The 17,189-nt window shown below is 67.5% G+C and carries 16 protein-coding genes; 15 read left to right on the top strand and 1 reads right to left on the bottom strand.

All coding sequences use genetic code 11. The annotated features are described in order from the left end of the window. Positions 1-137: 137 nt before the first annotated feature. The 15 genes from ACTXG6_RS24930 to ACTXG6_RS25000 all read left to right on the top strand — a co-directional run bounded on the left by ACTXG6_RS24930 (position 138) and on the right by ACTXG6_RS25000 (position 15,246). A complete protein-coding gene (locus tag ACTXG6_RS24930) occupies positions 138-764 on the top strand; it encodes a TetR/AcrR family transcriptional regulator (protein ID WP_445181789.1) in 627 nt (208 codons plus the stop codon). Positions 765-947: 183 nt separating this feature from the next. Then, positions 948-2,150, top strand: coding sequence for a cytochrome P450 (locus ACTXG6_RS24935; RefSeq protein ID WP_445181790.1), 1,203 nt, complete (start codon positions 948-950; stop codon positions 2,148-2,150). Positions 2,151-2,311: 161 nt separating this feature from the next. Then, complete coding sequence (locus tag ACTXG6_RS24940) at positions 2,312-3,022, top strand: TetR/AcrR family transcriptional regulator (protein ID WP_445181791.1); 711 nt, start codon at positions 2,312-2,314, stop codon at positions 3,020-3,022. Positions 3,023-3,508: 486 nt separating this feature from the next. After that, complete coding sequence (locus ACTXG6_RS24945; RefSeq protein ID WP_445181792.1) at positions 3,509-4,330, top strand: MlaE family ABC transporter permease; 822 nt, start codon at positions 3,509-3,511, stop codon at positions 4,328-4,330. Between the two features lie 19 nt (positions 4,331-4,349). Continuing rightward, positions 4,350-5,207 carry an MlaE family ABC transporter permease gene (locus ACTXG6_RS24950; RefSeq protein ID WP_445181793.1) on the top strand — a complete coding sequence of 286 codons (858 nt, stop codon included), beginning with the start codon at positions 4,350-4,352 and terminating at the stop codon, positions 5,205-5,207. A 5-nt stretch (positions 5,208-5,212) separates the two neighbouring features. After that, entirely contained in the window at positions 5,213-6,433 is a 1,221-nt protein-coding gene (locus ACTXG6_RS24955) for an MCE family protein (RefSeq protein ID WP_445181794.1), read from the top strand. Beyond that, complete coding sequence (locus ACTXG6_RS24960) at positions 6,433-7,608, top strand: MCE family protein (RefSeq protein WP_445181795.1); 1,176 nt, start codon at positions 6,433-6,435, stop codon at positions 7,606-7,608. Before ACTXG6_RS24955 ends, ACTXG6_RS24960 begins: the two co-directional genes overlap by 1 nt. A 7-nt stretch (positions 7,609-7,615) precedes the next feature. Next, a complete protein-coding gene (locus ACTXG6_RS24965) occupies positions 7,616-8,767 on the top strand; it encodes an MCE family protein (protein WP_445181796.1) in 1,152 nt (383 codons plus the stop codon). Further along, complete coding sequence (locus ACTXG6_RS24970) at positions 8,767-10,062, top strand: MCE family protein (protein WP_445181797.1); 1,296 nt, start codon at positions 8,767-8,769, stop codon at positions 10,060-10,062. The genes ACTXG6_RS24965 and ACTXG6_RS24970 overlap by 1 nt, the downstream gene beginning before the upstream one ends. Further along, positions 10,062-11,297, top strand: coding sequence for an MCE family protein (locus ACTXG6_RS24975; RefSeq protein WP_445181798.1), 1,236 nt, complete (start codon positions 10,062-10,064; stop codon positions 11,295-11,297). Before ACTXG6_RS24970 ends, ACTXG6_RS24975 begins: the two co-directional genes overlap by 1 nt. Next, positions 11,290-12,699 (top strand): MCE family protein, encoded by a 1,410-nt coding sequence (locus tag ACTXG6_RS24980; RefSeq protein WP_445181799.1) that lies wholly within the window; start codon positions 11,290-11,292, stop codon positions 12,697-12,699. The genes ACTXG6_RS24975 and ACTXG6_RS24980 overlap by 8 nt, the downstream gene beginning before the upstream one ends. Next, entirely contained in the window at positions 12,663-13,274 is a 612-nt protein-coding gene (locus ACTXG6_RS24985) for a hypothetical protein (protein WP_445181800.1), read from the top strand. The genes ACTXG6_RS24980 and ACTXG6_RS24985 overlap by 37 nt, the downstream gene beginning before the upstream one ends. Next, positions 13,271-13,933: a hypothetical protein gene (locus ACTXG6_RS24990; protein WP_445181801.1), complete on the top strand. Its 663-nt coding sequence runs from the start codon at positions 13,271-13,273 to the stop codon at positions 13,931-13,933. Before ACTXG6_RS24985 ends, ACTXG6_RS24990 begins: the two co-directional genes overlap by 4 nt. 65 nt (positions 13,934-13,998) lie before the next feature. Further along, positions 13,999-15,024 (top strand): ABC transporter ATP-binding protein, encoded by a 1,026-nt coding sequence (locus ACTXG6_RS24995; protein ID WP_445181802.1) that lies wholly within the window; start codon positions 13,999-14,001, stop codon positions 15,022-15,024. A 15-nt stretch (positions 15,025-15,039) separates the two neighbouring features. After that, the gene (locus ACTXG6_RS25000) at positions 15,040-15,246 is read left to right on the top strand and encodes a hypothetical protein (protein ID WP_445181803.1); all 207 of its coding nucleotides are present in this window, start codon (positions 15,040-15,042) and stop codon (positions 15,244-15,246) included. Here ACTXG6_RS25000 and ACTXG6_RS25005 read toward each other — a convergent pair. Next, the gene (locus ACTXG6_RS25005; RefSeq protein ID WP_445181804.1) at positions 15,243-17,120 is read right to left on the bottom strand and encodes a hypothetical protein; all 1,878 of its coding nucleotides are present in this window, start codon (positions 17,118-17,120) and stop codon (positions 15,243-15,245) included. The genes ACTXG6_RS25000 and ACTXG6_RS25005 overlap by 4 nt on opposite strands. Positions 17,121-17,189 lie beyond the last annotated feature (69 nt).

The raw sequence follows: 17,189 nt of genomic DNA on the forward strand, positions 1-17,189 counted from the left end.
GTCAACCGGACTCACGCGGTCACTCCTGGGAGGTGAGCGCCCTGGACCGATCAGTGCGCCCCGTTGTGCGACCGGATCCCGAGCCGCCCCGCGGGTACCGTGAAGCCGTGCCAGACCGAGACGACCAGGTGCCTCGCATGCCTGTGCCGACCTCCTCCGAGGCGCGGGTGGCCGCACGCGAGCACGTCCTGCGCGCCGCCCGTGCCTGCTTCCTGGCCACCGGTGTGCGCCGGACGACGATGGAGGCCGTGGCGCGTTCGGCCGGCACCTCGCGCCAGGTCGTCTACAAGCTGTTCCTCGGCCGCAGGGAGCTGGTGGAAGCCGCCGTCGCAGAGCGGATCGCCGAACTGGCCGATGAGTTGGCGACCGGCCGGTGGGGCGGCGGTGCGACAGTCGAGACGTTCACCTCGGTCTCCGTTGCGGTGATCGAGGGCATCCGGGGCGACCACGAACTGGGAGTTCTGCTCGGCGACGGCAGCCCGCTGACGCTGCACGAGGCGCTCTGGATGGAGTCGGTCGCCCAGCGCGGCCTGCGCTTCTGGCTGCCCTGGTTCGAGCGGGCCAGGAGTGAGGGGCTGTTGCGCGACGACCTCTCCGACTCCGACCTCTCGGACTGGCTGCAGACCATCTACGCCTCGATCATCCTGCGGCGGAACATGGCGCCGGGCGATGAGCGGGCGCTGATCGAGCGGTTCGTCCTCACCTCGCTCGCCATGGCCAGTCGTCCCGACCTGTCCCGGTTGTCCGAGCCGATCGGCTCCTGAGCGGCCCGCCGACCCCGTGCGGCTTCTTGACCGGCGGGGCATGTCACCTCTAGCCTACAACATTTAGGCAATGGCTGATGCGTGTGCTATTCGGTACCTCATCCCACCCGAAGTTCGAAAGAACGGCCGACAGGAGAAACGCAAATGGCTACGACGGTTGCTGATGTCCCGGCGCACCTAGTCGTGGACTTTGATGTCTATGACCCGTCGCTCACCATTCCGGTCGACCGCATGCAGGAATGCGCCGCGGAGCTCGCCAAGATCGGCCCGCTGGTCTATTCGACCGCGCACGGTGGCCACTGGATCGTGACGAGGTACGACGCGGTGCAAGACGTGCTCCGCAAGCCGGAGATCTTCTCCAGCTACCCGAACAACCTGGTGGACGCGGGGGCGGGAAAGTTCCTGCCGCTCGAGTTGGACCCACCGGAGCACACCGCGTTCCGCGCCGCGCTGCAGCCGCTGTTCAGTCCCACCCGGATGCGTGAGCTCGAGGTCGAGATCCGGCGCATCGTCAACGAGCTGATCTCCGAGTTCGCCGCCCGAGGCAGCGCCGAGTACATCTCGGAGTTCGCCCACGAGCTCCCGACCAGGGTGTTCCTCGCGCTGATGGGCTGGCCGCTGAGCGACGCGCCACTGTTCACCGAGGCCACCGAGATCGCGCTCAACGGCCGGCCGGGGGACACCCCTGAGCAGGCCAACGAGTCCCGGATGCAGGCGGCCTTCCAGATGTTCGGCTACTTCGGGAAGGTCATCGCCGAGCGCCGTACCGGCGGCGCGGACCTCGACGACATCACCAGCAGGGTGCTGCGGAACAAGATCGAGGTCGATGGGCGGGAGCGGCCGCTCACCGACGAGGAGCTCGCCCGGATGTTCTTCCTGCTGCTGATCGCCGGCCTGCACACCGTGCAGGGCTCGCTGGCCTGGGCGGTCCTGCACCTGTCCCAGAACCCCGATCAGCGCAAGCTGCTGGTCGAGGATCCCGGTCTGGTGCCCGCCGCCGTCGAGGAGGTGCTGCGGTACGAGGCCGCCGTATCGATGGGGCGGCGCGCGGTGGCCGACACCGAGATCGGCGGGGTGGCTGTCCGGGAGGGCGACCAGCTCCTGGTCATGCTGTGCTCGGCCAATCGCGACGCCACCCAGTTCCACGAGCCGGACGCGATGCGGATCGACCGCACCCCGAACCGGCATCTGACCTTCGGGTCCGGCCCACACCGCTGCCTCGGGTCCCACCTGGCGCGGATCGAGCTCCGGATCGCCCTCGAGGAGTTGCACCGACGGATCCCGGACTACGCACTCGACCCGAACGAGCCGCCGACGGTTCTGCCTAGTCAGGTGCGGGGCGTGGCGCGGATGCCGATCGTTTTCACTCCCGTCGCCACCGGCTGATCCGCGCTCGGTGCGGGGGTGTCGGCGCATCCGTTGAGCTCCCCCACGGGGCCGGCGAGTACTCCGGACCGGACGGTGTGGCCTAACATGCACTGCCGGGCCGGGCACGGCCGGCGGCTCGACGGTTCGCCGGACCGTGCACGAGAACGGGGGGAGCGCGGATGGCGGAAGGTGAACCAGGTACCAATCTCAAGCGTGAAAGCGCGATCGCCCGTCGCCGTCGCGCCGCTCAGGAAGCGGGCAGCGAGGAGTATCTGGCCAAGCGGCAGGAAGTGATCCGCGCCGCCGCGACAGTGTTCCAGGAGAAGGGATACGACACCGCGACCCTGCACGATGTCGCGGAAGCTCTCGATACCGACCGGGCCACGCTGTACTACTACATAGCGGGCAAGGATGACCTTCTCCGCGAGATCGTCCAGGAACACGTACTGAAGATCACGGCAGAGGCGCGCCGCATTGCCGCCGCTGAATCGTCGGCGGCGGAAAAGCTGACCAGATTCCTCCCGGCCCTCATGGCCTCGTTCGAGGCCTATTTCCCGTACATATTCGTCTTCATTCAGGAAGACGCCGGCATGAGCAAGCGGCGAAGCCAGTGGGGGCGCCATCTGGCGACCGCTGTCAACGATGTTCAGGCGCAGATCGTCCAGATCGTCGAAACCGGGATCCGGGACGGCGAGTTCCGCCGCGATGTCCCGGCCGACCTGGTCACCAACGCGATGTTCGGCATGGTCAACTGGTCGCACCGGTGGTTCACCCCCGGCGGCCCGCACAGCGGCGAGGAGATCGGGAACTACTTCGCCAAGCTGTTGCTCCACGGACTGGTGAGGACGCCGGGCCAGGGGAGTGCCGCGGCGCCGCGCTCCGGCCGCTGACTTCGGAGAGTTTTTTTTCGGACGCCCGGTGGCTCCGCCATCGCGGCATCGTCGACGTCCAGTTCGCGCACGCTACTCGGTGTAACTAGCGATCTACCAGCAGTTAGGTCCTTGATTGGGTAACGCTCGCCGGGTGAGGTGAGTGCCCACTAGACAGGTTCTCGCTCTACCAGCGGAGCTGTCGCAAGATCGGCTAACCCAACCATGTTTGCGACGAGGCGTAACTCACGCGTTGACGGCTCGTTGGGGCTCGCGACGGGCAGCGCATGTGGCCCCGGTCATAGTCGTCGCCCATCCATTCAACGCCAAAGGAGGCGTCGTGACCCGGTGGTTCCGCATCGCACGAGCTAGGTACTGGCTCGCGTCGGTAGCGCCGAGGCCGGAGGGCCGGCCGGCTGGTCTCCCGGGGGTGTGGCGACGCGGTGGCATGGGTCGCGCGATGGCCGCCGCTGTCAACGCCGGTCCAATCCTGAGCGTGGAGGTCTGATGGTTGCCGAGCAGGGCGCGGCGCCCTCGAGAACACCGGCCCTGGGGCACGTCCCCACCCCGCTGGAGAGGGCCGCGCAACCGATCGGCGGGTTCCTGTCGACGGCCGCCGACACGATCATCGCGACGTTCAAGCCGCCGTTCCAGTGGCGGGAGTACATCCAGCAGTGCTGGTTCGTGGCGAGCGTGGCGATCGGCCCGACGATCCTGCTGGGCATCCCGTTCGTGGCGCTGGTGACGTTCCAGTTCAACCAGGTGCTCACCGAGCTCGGCGCGATCGACCTCGCCGGTACCGGTTCGGCGTTCGCCACGGTGAGCCAGATCGGGCCGGTGGCCACGACGTTCATCATCGCCGGCGCGGTGGCCACCTCGATCTGCGCCGATCTCGGGGCGCGGCGGATCCGGGAGGAGATCGACGCCATGGAGGTGCTCGGGATCGACCCGGTGCAGCGCCTGGTGGTGCCCCGGGTGCTGGCCGCGGCCACCATGGCGATCTTCCTGAACGCGCTGCTGATCCTGATCGGCATCGGCGGCGGCTACTTCTACTCGGTCTTCCTGCAGGGTGCCAGCCCCGGCGTGTTCATCGACTCGATGAAGGTACTGACCGGCAACGACAACCTGGTCTCGGCCACCGTGCGCGCGGCCGTGTACGGCTGGCTCGGCGCCATGATCGGCGGCTACCGCGGCCTCATCGCGAAGGGCGGCGCCAAGGGCGTCGGAAACGCGGTGAACGAGACCGTGGTCTACGTCTTCCTCGCACTCTTCCCCGTCAACACGATCTTCACCCAGCTGCAGTACGTGCTGGGCCTCGTCAAGCACTGAGCAGGAAAGGGACAACCCGATGGTGCAGAAGGTAGCGACCCCGAGCAGGGCTCGCTCCATCACGCGGTCGCTCGGTGCACCGTTGCGAGCGCTCGACGACCTGGGAAAACAGGCGAGCTTCTACGGTGAGGCCTTCGGCTGGGTACCGAAGGCGGTCAAGAGCTACAAGCGGGAGCAGGTTCGCCTGATCGCCGAGGTCGGCATGAGCGACGGGGCGCTCGCTGTCATCGGTGGTTCCTCGGTGATCACGCTGTTCATCACCTTCTTCGCCGGCCTCAACGGCGGTGTGCAGGTGTACTACGGCCTGAGCAACCTGAACCTGGAGGCGTTCGCCGGCTTCAGCGGCGCGATCATCGTGCCCCGGCTGCTGACCCCGATCATCGCGGGAACCGCGCTGGCGGCCACCGTCGGCACCGGCTTCACCGCCCAACTCGGCGCCATGCGGATCAGCGAGGAGATCGACGCGCTCGAGGTCATGAGTGTGCGCTCGCTGCCCTACCTGGTCAGTACCCGGGTCGCGGCCGGGATGGTCACCATCATCCCGATCTACGCGATGGCGCTGGTCGGCGGCTGGATCTCGTGGAAGCTGGCTCTGGTCCAGTTCTACGGCCTGTCCGGCGGCACCTACGACCACTACTTCGACTCGTTCATGCAGCCCACGGACATCCTCTACGCGATGATCCAGGCCGTCGGGATCGCCGTCGTGGTCATCCTGATCCACACCTACTACGGCTACACCGCCAGTGGCGGGCCGGTCGGTGTGGGTGAGGCGGTCGGCAAGGCTGTGCGGGCTTCCTTCGTCGCGGTCATGACGGTGTGTCTCCTGGTCGCCACCGCGCTGTACGGCGGCGGGGACACTCTGCGGATCTCTGGGTGACGTCGATGCCTCAGCCACTTCCGGTGCCCCAGGCGACGTTCTGGGACAATATCAAGTACAAGATCTACGCACTGGTCCTCATCGCGATCATCGTGGTGGCGGCCGGGATCTCCGCCGCGGCCTACAACCATGCCTTCACCTCCTCGATCCCGGTGACCTTGCAGGCGGGCCGCGCCGGCCTGCAGATGCACCCCGGGAACCGGGTGAAGATCCGCGGCGTCGACCTCGGGCTGGTCAAGTCGGTTGACCTCAACCCGGACCAGAACGGCGTCACGATCGTGATGAACCTGAACCCGGAGCTGGCCGGCGAGGTCCCGGTCAACGTGAACGCAAGCCTGGACCAGCTCACCGCGTTCGGGAACAAGACGGTACAGCTGCAGTATCCGGACAACCCGTCGCCGCAGACCCTGCGCGCCCATTCGGTGATCGCCGCCGACCATGTGGCAGGGGAGATCAACAGCACCTTCGACCACCTGATGACGGTGATCAACAACATTCAGCCGGCAAAGCTGAACGCCACCCTGGGCGCGTTCGCACAGACTTTGCAGGGCCGGGGTGACTCCATCGGGACCACCTTGACCAAGGCCGACAGGTACCTGGCGAAGTTCAACGGGAACCTGCCCGCGCTGCAGAACGACTTCCGGGTCACCGCCGGCTTCGCCAACGTCTATGCGGATGCCGCTCCGGACATCGTGAAGCTGTTCAGCAACGCCGGTGTCACCTCGGAGACGATCGCGGACGGCGACTTCCCGGGCCTGCTGGACGGACTGCGCCACATCGGCGGCGAGGCGGACGACTTCTTCGCGGAGAACGCCGACCCGCTGACCGACATGCTCGACTCGCTGCGACCGACGACGAGCCTGCTCAAGGAGTACTCGCCGGCGTTGACCTGCTTCCTCGACGGAACGGCCGTCACGTACCACCAGCTCAACAAGACCGGTTTCAACGAGTCCGGGGTCCAGTTCGAGGCGACGCTCTCCCAGGCAACGCCGATGTACCAGTACCCGAGAGATCTGCCGAAGATCGGCCCCGGCGCCATCCCGGGCCCGAACTGCCGAGGTCTGCCGGTGGTGGGCATCCATCAGCAGAACGTGGCAGACCCGGTGGTCGACCCGCCGGGCGTGCGCTCGCCCAGCAATACGCCCCAGGTGTCCCGCGAACCGGCGGTCGTTCAGATGTTCGGCCCGAGGGCGCTGCTGCCTCCGGCACTGAAGGGTGGTCACTGATGGCGAGCAGGGATAACGCGCTTGCGGTTGGCCCCGCCCTGGTCAAGACGATCATCTTCGCGGTGGTCGGGACGTTGATCCTCGCGGTGCTCTGGGTGCAGTTCGGCCAGCTTCGCTTCAACCGGCAGAACACGTACTCGGCGGTGTTCCAGAACGCCTCGGGCATGCAGCCGGCCTCGGCTGTCACCGCGTCCGGCGTGCAGGTCGGCCGGGTCGACGATGTCGAGCTCTACGACAACGACCAGTCGAAGGTGACCTTCACGATCGACGCGTCGCTGCCGCTGACCCAGGGGACGCGCGCCGCGATCAAGTACGCGGACCTCACCGGAGACCAGTACATGGACCTGAGCCCGGGTCCCGGCTCGACCCGGCTGCTGGCGGCCGGCGCGACGATCCCGGTGGCCCAGACCACGCCGTCACTGGACCTGGACGTACTGCTCAACGGCTTCAACCCGCTGTTGCAGGGGTTGCAGCCCGCCCAGGTCAACCAGCTGAGCGGTGAGCTGGTCAGTGTCCTGCAGGGTCAGGGGGGCACGATCAACTCGGTCCTCGCGCACGCGGCGTCGTTCAGTGGCTCGCTGGCCAACCAGGACAAGGTGATCGGCAATGTGATCACCAACCTGAACACCGTGCTCGGCTCGCTGGACTCGCACTCCGCGCAGCTGTCGGACACGGTCCTTCAGGCTCAGAAGCTGGTCAGCCAACTGAACAACGACCGGGACGACCTGCTCTCGGGTCTGCACAAGACGTCGGGCCTGGCCAACCACATCGGCGATATCGCCTCGGCGCTGCGGTCCGGCCATGACGCTTTCCACGAGCTGGGCCGCACCGCCGAGGTCTTCAACGACCAGTCGGAAGAGTTCAACCGAATCCTGACGCTGCTCCCGGGTGCCTATGAGCGCCTCGGCCGGGTGAGCACCGGTTCCGCCTCGTACAGCCTCGTCGTCTGCGCGGTGCGACTGCGACTGACCGGACCCGACGGCAATCCCTTCTACACACCGCAGATTGGGCCCAGTGCAAACAACAGGCGCTGCAGCCGCGATGACATCACGCCGTTGCAGAACAGCCCCGGGTACCCCCCGAACGGTCCGCCGGAGAGCCCCGCGCCATTCGACGGCCAGACCGTCGCCAAGCCCGACTACGAGCGGGTCCACGGCTCGGGGAACGGCGGGTGAGTGACCGATGATGCCAAGATTCCGCGAGTTCAACCCGCTCAAGACCGCGATCGTCGGCCTCGGGATCACGTTCGTGCTCCTCGTCGGGGCGTTCGAGTTCCCGAAGCTGCCCTTTGTCGCCGGCCCCAGCTACCTGGCTGACTTCAGCGACGGCGGCGGCATGGCGGTGGGCGACCAGGTCTGGGTGGCTGGCACCCTGGTCGGCAAGGTCACCGACATGGAGCTCGCCGGCACCAAGGTGCGGGTGACCTTCACCGCCAGCGGCGTCCGGCTCGGGAACCAGACCACCGCGGCAATCAAGACCGCGACGCTGCTCGGCAAGCGCTTCCTCGGGGTCAGCCCGGGGCCCGGTCCCGAGATGGGCTCCGGCGACGTCATCCCGCTCGAGCGGACCACGTCGCCGTACAACATCAGCCGCAGCATCGAGGACGTGACCGCGCAGTTGCAGGGCTTCGACAAGCCGAAGCTCGAAGCGGCGCTCAACTCGTTCAGCGACGCGTTCCAGGACACCCCGGAGAACTTCAAACAGACCTTCGCCAACGTCAAGGCGTTGTCGGAGACGATCAACACTCGGGATGCCGCACTGCGCGAGCTGCTCTCCCATGCCAACGGGGTCAGCGCGGTACTCAGCGACCGGACGACGCAGTTCCAGTCGCTCCTGATCGACGGGAACAGCCTGCTTGCCGAGCTGCAGCACAGGCAAGAGGTGATCAACAAGATGTTCGACGACTTCAACTACGTCACCGAGCAGGCCAAGCAGTTCGTCAAGGAGAACAACGACCAGCTGGGTCCGGTGCTGGATGAGCTGAACGACGTCCTGGACATTCTCAAGAAGAACAACTCGAACCTGTCCTTGGCCATCCAGCGGGTGTCGAGCTTCATCGGCGGCCTGGGTGAAGGGGTGGCGACCGGACCGCGCTTCACCGCTTCGGCCTACCTGAGCACCCCGGGGCTCATCTTCAACTACACCGATCTGTTGCGCCAGGTGAACAACCCGCAGGCACCGAGGTTGCCGAATACCCCGGGCGTGCCGGGTGGCCTCGGCACCCTGCCGAACCCGCTGTCCGCGCCGCCGAGCGGGGCAGGTGCGAACCGACCGAACCCGCAACCCACCGACCCGGCCAACAAGCCGCTGGTTCCGCCGATGGGAGGCAACTGATGGCTGGGACTGCGAGCGGGCTGCCACGCCTGGCCCGCCTCGTCGCGGTCGGCCTGGTCGCGGTCGTGGTGATCGCCGTCGCCTATGTACTGCTTGGTGGCGGCACGAAGACCGGAACCGCGTACTTCAGCGAGGTGAAGAGCGTCTACCCCGGTGACGCGATCCGGATCCTCGGCATGGAGGTCGGCAAGATCGACAAGATCACCGCCGAGGGCAACAAGGTCCGGGTCGACTTCCACTACAACAGCAAGTACTCGGTGCCGGCGGACGTGAAGGCGGCCATCGTGTCGCCGACGCTGGTGGCTACCCGGTTCATCCAGCTCGACCCGCCCTACTCCGGCGGCCCGGCCCTGCCCGACGGCGGGGTGATCGAGCAGGACCACACGGTCGTACCGGTGGAGTTCGACGAGCTGAAGACCCAGCTCAGCCAGCTCTCCGACGCACTCGGGCCGAACGGCATCAACCACGCCGGCGCACTGAACCGGGCGCTCACGGTGATCGACACGAACGGGCGCGGCCAGGGCCAGAACTTCCACGACATGATCACCGAGCTGTCCAAGGCGGCGAAGACGCTCTCCGACGGTCGGGGCGACCTGTTCGGCACCGTGCGGAACCTGGCGCAGTTCTCCTCGGTGCTGAACACGATGGACGGGCAGATCGTCGAGTTCGACCACCGGCTGGCGGATGTGTCCGGCACGCTGAGCGACAACGACGACCAGCTCCGCAAACTGCTGCCCCGGCTGGACGACGCCGGACACGAGGTCGACAGGTTCCTCAAGGACCACGGCGACCAGCTCACCGACACCGTGGACAAGGCCGGGTCGATCTCCCGCGCCCTGGCTCAGCAGCGCGACAACATCGCCACCATCCTGCACGTCGGTCCCAACGCGCTGACCAACTTCAGCAACCTGTGGGCGCCGAGCCAACAGGCCGTCATCGGCAGCCTCGGAGTGGACCAGCTCGCCAACCTCGGCGGTCCCGGTGACCAGCTCTGCGCGGTGATGTCCTCGACCGCGGCGGCGAACGAGAAACAGGGCCAGGACATGTGTGTGAAGTACCTCGGCCCGGTGTTCAGCTACCTGGCCCAGAAGCCGCCTCCGGTGGGGGTTGCCCCGGTGGTGCGTCCTGGCGGCGGGGTGACGCCGTCCTACGGCGACCTGGAAACCGGCCAGGCCGACACCAACCACTCGCCCAACGGCACCAACTCCGACCTGCCGCGTTCCCCGACCGCGAACGGCAACGACAACGCCAACCCGGGTGGACTGCTCGGCCTCATGCAAGGAGGGAGTAACTGATGAGGCGCAGCATCCTCCTCGTCTCCTCGGCGCTGGTGGCGCTGTGCCTGACCGGCTGCTCGTCCTACAAGGGCATCAACTCACTGTCGCTGCCCGGCACCGTGGGTACCGGGAGTGACTCCTACCAGGTCAAGGTGCAGCTGAACAACGCGGCCAACCTGGTGCCCAACGTGCCGGTGATGATCAACGACATCAACGTCGGCACGGTGACGAAGGTCGAGCTGGACGGCTGGACGCCCACCCTGACGCTCAGCCTGCGCAACGACGTCAAGCTGCCGGCGAACGCGATAGCCAAGTTGGGGCAGACCAGCATCCTGGGCTCCAAGCACATCGAGCTCGCCGCCCCGACCGATACTCCGCCAGAGGGCACGCTGCTGGCGGGTGCGCTGATCCCGGAGACCCGCTCCCAGCACTACCCGGAGACGGAGGAGGTGCTGGCGGGAGTGTCGATGCTGCTCAACGGCGGCGGGCTGCAGCACTTCCAGACGATCACCAGCGAGCTCAACCGTGCGCTGGGCGGCCGGGAGAACGACGCTCGGGACTTCCTGACCCAGCTGAACGACTTCACCGGTGGGCTGGACAAGCAGAAGGGCGACATCGTGATGGCCCTGCAGGGGCTGGACCGCTTCAGCGGGACGCTCGCCCCCCGGATGTCGCAGATCGACACCGCGCTGCAGAGCCTGCCGAAGGGTCTGCGAACGCTGAACGACGAAGAGCCCGACCTCAGGCATGCGCTCAACAAGCTGGGCGACGCCTCGGAGTCGATCGCGCCCTTCGGTGAGGACGGCGCGGAGAACCTGCGGGACGTACTGAACGACATGGAACCGGTGCTCAGGCACACCGCCGACGCCGAGGACGGTTCGGTGATCTCCGCGCTCAAGCTGCTGCCGTTCGTGATCTTCCCGTTGGACCAGATCCCCTATTCCTTCCGGGGTGACTATGTGGACCTCATGGTGACCGTCAACCTGACCAACGAGGCGTTGGACAAGTTCGCACTCGCCGGTACACCCGGCGCCGGTGCGCTCGCCGCCGGGGACAAGGTGCTGCAAGGCCGGATGCCGAGCCTGGCCGGCCTGCAGGCGGGCGACCCGCTGCACCTCCCGATTGCTCAGCAGACCAGTCCGGGGAAGGCCGACAAGGCTCCGATCGGCGCGCTGCCAATCGCGCCGAAACCGCCGGCGGAGGGGTCCGACGGCGGACTGCTCCACAAGGCCGTGCCGGGAATGGGTGGCTGAGCAGATGATCTCCGCCTACGTCAAACGGCAGCTCATTATCTTTGCGATCCTGACACTGACCGCCACCGTGGTCATCGTATTCGTGTACGCGCACATCCCGACCGTGCTCGGCTTCGGCCAGATGAAGGTGACCGCGCTGTTCAGCGACGGCGCCGGCATCTACCCCAACGGCAACGTGACCGCTCGTGGGGTGGGAATCGGGAAGGTCACCAAGGTGTCGCTCACCCCGCAAGGGGTGGCGGTCACCATGTCGGTCGACTCGAACGCCCAGGTCGGGTCCGATGCCCGGGCCGAGATCCACAGCGTGTCCGCGGTGGGCGAGCAGTACGTGGACCTGATCACGAACCAGGCCGGCGGTCCGTACCTGGCGGACGGCACGGTCATCCCGGTCAGCCGCACCAGTGTGCCGGAGCAGATCGCGCCGGTACTGGACAAGACCGACACCCTGCTGGCGTCGATTCCCAAGCAAGGACTGCAGACGTTCCTCGACGAGGGCTACAAGGCCTTCCAGAATCTGGGACCCGACCTCGGCACGTTGGTCGACAGCAGCCAGTACCTGATCGACGAGGCGGACCAGAACTACGCACAGACCGCCCAGCTGATCAACACCATCGGCCCGCTGCTGGACACCCAGAACGTGGCGGCCGATAGCGTGCGCGCGTACTTCCACAACCTGGCCAGCTTCACCGGTGTACTGCGCGACGGCGACCACCATCTGCGCGACGGCATCCCCGCGGTGCACCGTGCGGCCGACCGGGCGGCCGATTTCCTGAGCGACAACGAGAACGGCGCCCCGATCCTGGCGCACAATCTCGAACGGGTCGGGCAGGTACTCGGCGTCTACCGGCCGGCCATCGAGCAGGTGCTCGTGCAGTACCCGATAGCCATCGCCTGGGAGCAGCTGTTCTCGAAGGGCAACCGCGGTCTGCACGTCGCGTTGGAGCCTGCCATCCAGGAGGGCTGCAGCACCGGTTACAACTCGAACCACCAGCGCAACTCGGAGGAGTTCAGCGACATAGACGCCGAGAAGGGCACCTACTGCAACGTGCCGCACAACGATCCCCGCGCGGTGCGCGGTGTGCGGAACATCCCCTGTCTGGAAGGGAACGTGGGGATGCGGGCGGCCACGATCGACCAGTGCTTCGGCCGCGAGCCGAACGTTCCGGTGCCCGGCAGCGGCGGACCGAGCCTCCAGCCGAAGCTCCCGGTGCCCGGCTTTGCGCTACCGCCGAGGGGCCCCCTCACGCCGCCGGACAACCAGGAGGACTCCGACTCCGATTCGAGCTCGAGCTCGAGCTCGAGCTCGAGCGAACCGTTGTCGATGTTCGGCGCAGTGGGCTCGACGGACTCAGGAAAGGACCAGACATGGCAATCACTGCTCACCGGCCCACTGGGCCGTTGACCGACCCGGACGAGGTGACCAGCGTGACCAGCGCTGACGTCGCCGCGACGGGCGATGTCGCACCCCCGCCGGACGGGGACGGCTCCTCTCGGCCCCGTTGGCTGGTACCGACCGCGGTCGGGCTCGGCGTGCTCCTGGTCGCGCTGCTGGTCCTTGCGGTGATCTTCGGTGCGAGGACGGCCAGCGGCTTCGGCGTGGAGCAGGGTCGGGCCGCCGCGCTGGCCACCGGGCGACAGGCCGCGGTCAACCTGACGAGTTTCGACTTCACCACGGCCGAGGCGGACGTACAGCGACTGCGCGACAGCACCACGCAGAATTTCGAGAACGGTTTCGCCACGGACAAGGACGCTTTCGTGAAGTTCCTGCGTGACGGCAAGGTCAAGATGACGAGCAACGTCACCGAGGCGGGACTGCTGAGCTACAGCGGCAATGCGGCGCACGTGCTGGTGGCCGTCAAGTCGCAGGTCTCGAACAACCAGACGCCGGCTCCCGAGGCCCGCAACTACCGGATGGACGTCAGCATGGTCTACCAGGATGGCCGGTGGCTGGCCAACGGTGCGGAGTTCATCTCATGAACGGGCTCAAGGAGGCCACGACAAGTTCCCCCGACCCGGTGGCCGAGGAGGACGTCGCTCGTCCGGAGAAGTCCAGGGGCAACGCCGTCATGGGCGTACTGGGCGGGATCGGGCGCGCTCTCAAGTCGTTGCCGCGCAGCTCCGAACTGCTGGCGCAGCGGGTGGTTGCCGACGTGCGACTGCGCCCGGTGCGGGCGGTTCGCATTCTGGGTGCCACCGTGCTGGTGGTGGCGATCGTGACCGGTTTCTTCTGGTACCAGGCCGGGCGGTACGAGCGCACCAGCCAGGCGCGCGATCAGGCGCTCGCCGTGGTGAAGGACTCGGTGGTCCAGCTGCTCTCCTACAACTTCCGGACCATCGACCGCCAGGTGTCGGACACCGAGGGAATGCTGACCGGCAAGTTCAAGGACGACTACGCGGCGCTGGTCAAGAACACGGTTGCACAGGCCGCGAAGGACGAGCAGGTGGCGATCCAGACGGCGATCGTCAACGAGTCGGTCGTGTCGAGCAACCCCGATCGGGTCGTGCTGCTGGTGTTCATCAACCAGCAGTCGGAGGGTAAGGCGAACCCGAATCCAATCTTGACCGGGAGCCGCCTCCGCGTGACTCTGGAACATCAGGCAGACAAATGGCTGATCTCGGAGTTGACCCCGGTATAGCCGTCCGGAATACCACCAGCGAAGCCCGCAAGAATCAGCGGAAGCATCAGAAAGCGAGAGTTCGGATGGGTGTTGGGGTCGAGGTCAAGGTGGAGGGCCTCTCAAAGTCGTTCGGAAGGGCAAATGTCTGGTCGGACGTGACCTTCACAATGCCCAGGGGCGAGATCAACGTGTTGCTCGGCCCCTCCGGGACCGGTAAGTCCGTCTTCCTGAAGTGCCTGATCGGGTTGCTGAAGCCCGAAGCCGGCTCGATCTTCATCCACGACACCGACCTGGTCCGAACCAAGGCGGACCGGCTCTACGAGATCCGGAAGCTCTTCGGGGTGCTGTTCCAGGACGGTGCGTTGTTCGGGTCGATGAACCTATTCGACAACGTCGCCTTCCCGCTTCGTGAGCACACGAAGAAGAAGGAGTCGGAGATCCGTGACATCGTCATGGAGAAGATGGACATGGTCGGCCTCACCGGCGACGAGATGAAGCTGCCCGGCGAGATCTCCGGTGGTATGCGCAAGCGCGCCGGCTTGGCCCGGGGCCTGGTGCTCGACCCCGAGATCATGCTGTTCGACGAGCCGGACTCGGGTCTCGACCCGGTGCGTACGGCCTACCTCAACCAGCTGATCGTCGATCTGAACCAGAAGACCGACTCGACCTTCCTGATCGTGACACACGACATCAATACCGCACAGACGCTGCCGGACAACATCGGCATCATGTACCACAAGCACCTCGCCATGTTCGGCCCTCGGGAACTGCTGCTCACCAGCGAGGACCCGGTGGTGTCGCAGTTCCTCAACGGCCGCCGGGAAGGCCCGATCGGGATGTCGGAGGAGAAGGACGCCGACGAGCAGGCGGCGGAGCGTTCCTCGGGCGCGAAGAAGTTCCAGCTGCCGGCAATGAAGCCGCAGATCATGCCCATGGATGGCGGTACCCGCGCGGCGGAGGGCCGCCGCCGGGACCGCGTGATGGGCATGCTGCACGAGCTGCCGCTCAAGGCTCAGCAGGCGATCAAGGACAGCCTCACCGATGAGCAGCGTCGCCAGTACGGCGTCAGTGGCGGGGGCGCGCACCGGGACGGCCCTCGGCAGTACTAGTCCGAGGGGGTCGCGATGCGGTGGCGTCCGGCACTCATGGTCGCATCGGTCACCGTGCTCGGCTGGTTGCTGGTGCTGGGCAAGCTCCGGGCGATCGTGGGCAACCCGGACATCTACTCCACGGGCGAGGTGGTCGAGCCGATCGCCGCCGGCCTCGCGCTGATCGTGATCGATACGTGGGCGGTCTGGTACGGGCTGAAGGACTTCACCGATCGGGACTAGTACGGGTCGGGGCGGATCTGCAGGTCGTACTCCAGGTCGCCGGGCCCGCCTGCGGAGGCCACCCGCAGCCGCCACTGCCCGGCCTGTGGCGCGGTGAACTCGATGCCGACGGTCTTCGGCTCGCCGTCGCTCGGGATGGTCGCCAGGTCGGCCGCCCACACGCCGCCGTGCTCGTCGCACACCGCGATCTCGCCGGCCAGGCCGTCGGGTGCCCCGCCGGGCTCCGGCGATCCGGGCGCCCCGGCGATGATCCGCGCCTTGGCCCGGATCCGCTGTTGGTCGTCCAGTCGGATGGAGTGCAGGCTCGGCCGTCCGGCGGAGACGACCCCGCTGAACGAGGTGCGGCCGCGCAGCGCGTCGGACTCCCGGGCGACGGGCTCGGGCCGGTCGGTGACCAGCTCCGCCGCGACGATCCGGCGACTGGCCTCGGCGAGCCGCCGGTTCAGTTCCGCGGCGACCCGGTGGGGGAGCAGTTCGGCGAGGGCGCGCTTCAGCAACGGGATCCGCCGGCCGCCGACCTGGCGCGGCGGCTCGACGAGCCGCAGGTCACCGGCCGACACCGGATCGAACGTCACCAGCAGAGCCGCCGGACCGGTCATCGTCGACACCCGCAGCGGGACCTGGGCGTCCAGCGTCGAGGTCAGCACGGTGGCACCCGAGCCGGGCCCGATGGTCAGCTCCAGATCGACCAGCAGGGACAGCCGGAACCGGAGCTCGTCCTCCCCGGGCGGCAGGGCGGTGACCTCGGTCAACCGGGCACCGATGGTGCCGCGGACCAGGTTCGGCGTGTTGAACTCCACCTGCGCGCCCCGGGTGAGCTGGTCGCCGACGGCGTTCGAGACGGTGGTGCGGTCGACACCGAGCCGGATCAGGGACTCACCGAACTCGGCGAAGCCGATCCGCTCGCCCGCGACGGTGCGGCGCTGGTCCTCGATCCGGTACGCCAGCGGCCGTGCGCCCCGGTTGACCAGCCGGGCCAGGTAGTCGCTGGCCCGGCTCGCGGCCACGGTGAGTCCCGCGCCGGCCGCGGTGGTGTCCAGGTCGGGCACGGTCCGGTAGACCGGCAGCCGCACCTCGCCGATCGGGCGGCCGCCGCCGTCGCTGAGCGAGAGCTCGATCGGCACCGCCGGCGGCGGGGTCAACGACCACCAGCTCGGCGCGGTCGGGTGTCCGGTGCCGGGCTCGGTGCGGATGCCCGCCCAGAGCATCAGCGCCATCCGTTCGTGCTCGCGCAGCTCGATCGGCCACTCCACGCGCTCGTCCGGCAGCAGCGTTCCGGTCCGGGACTCGACGGGGCTGCCGGCACCGGCCTGTGACCGGCGGATCCGGTCCACCACGTCGAACTGGCGCTGCGCAGTGGTTGCCGCCAGGGCCCGGTTCAGGGCGCCGGCGAAGATCGGCAATGACCTCTCCACCAGTTCGGCGAGCGGTCGGGTGCCGCCGGCGCTGAGGGGGAGCGGCAGTAGGCCGGCCCGGGTACGGGCCCGGACCCGCAAGTCCCGGGAGGTCACCGGATCGATGTGCAGCTGGGCGATCGCCGGCCGGAAGGTGCGGACCCGGACCGTCAGGTCGATCTCCGCGGTGGCGTCGACGCTCATCCCGAGCAGTCGGGGCCCGACCTCCACCTCGAGCACCGCGCGGACCGTGACCGCGAAGCTGCGTTCGAAGCCGTCGTCGGAGAGCAGCCTCGGGGTGGCGGCACGCGCGGAGACCAGGTCGGCGGCGAAGTCCGGCAGCCAGTTGGTCCCCCGCCGCAGCGAGGAGAGGGCGGCGTCGAGCTGCCGCTGCAGGAACCGCGGCGTGAATACCTCGCCGAGCGCGGCAGCGCCGAACTCGCCGAACGTGGCTGGGCTGGCGCCCGGCTCGGAACCCATCCGGGCTCCTCTCGCATCTCGTCCTGGCTCCCAGGATCCCGGTCGGCCGGCGAAAACCGAAATCGGCGG

The sequence above is a fragment of the Pseudonocardia sp. Cha107L01 genome, assembly GCF_052566575.1.

Bases quoted from the DNA above. Each gene is read 5' to 3' on its own strand.
- ACTXG6_RS24930 (WP_445181789.1), top strand. From the start codon at position 138: ATGCCTGTGCCGACCTCCTCCGAGGCGCGGGTGGCCGCACGCGAGCAC.
- ACTXG6_RS24940 (WP_445181791.1), top strand. From the start codon at position 2,312: ATGGCGGAAGGTGAACCAGGTACCAATCTCAAGCGTGAAAGCGCGATC.
- ACTXG6_RS24945 (WP_445181792.1), top strand. From the start codon at position 3,509: ATGGTTGCCGAGCAGGGCGCGGCGCCCTCGAGAACACCGGCCCTGGGG.
- ACTXG6_RS24950 (WP_445181793.1), top strand. From the start codon at position 4,350: ATGGTGCAGAAGGTAGCGACCCCGAGCAGGGCTCGCTCCATCACGCGG.
- ACTXG6_RS24955 (WP_445181794.1), top strand. From the start codon at position 5,213: ATGCCTCAGCCACTTCCGGTGCCCCAGGCGACGTTCTGGGACAATATC.
- ACTXG6_RS24960 (WP_445181795.1), top strand. From the start codon at position 6,433: ATGGCGAGCAGGGATAACGCGCTTGCGGTTGGCCCCGCCCTGGTCAAG.
- ACTXG6_RS24965 (WP_445181796.1), top strand. From the start codon at position 7,616: ATGATGCCAAGATTCCGCGAGTTCAACCCGCTCAAGACCGCGATCGTC.
- ACTXG6_RS24970 (WP_445181797.1), top strand. From the start codon at position 8,767: ATGGCTGGGACTGCGAGCGGGCTGCCACGCCTGGCCCGCCTCGTCGCG.
- ACTXG6_RS24975 (WP_445181798.1), top strand. From the start codon at position 10,062: ATGAGGCGCAGCATCCTCCTCGTCTCCTCGGCGCTGGTGGCGCTGTGC.
- ACTXG6_RS24985 (WP_445181800.1), top strand. From the start codon at position 12,663: ATGGCAATCACTGCTCACCGGCCCACTGGGCCGTTGACCGACCCGGAC.
- ACTXG6_RS24990 (WP_445181801.1), top strand. From the start codon at position 13,271: ATGAACGGGCTCAAGGAGGCCACGACAAGTTCCCCCGACCCGGTGGCC.
- ACTXG6_RS24995 (WP_445181802.1), top strand. From the start codon at position 13,999: ATGGGTGTTGGGGTCGAGGTCAAGGTGGAGGGCCTCTCAAAGTCGTTC.
- ACTXG6_RS25000 (WP_445181803.1), top strand. From the start codon at position 15,040: ATGCGGTGGCGTCCGGCACTCATGGTCGCATCGGTCACCGTGCTCGGC.
- ACTXG6_RS25005 (WP_445181804.1), bottom strand. From the start codon at position 17,120: ATGGGTTCCGAGCCGGGCGCCAGCCCAGCCACGTTCGGCGAGTTCGGC.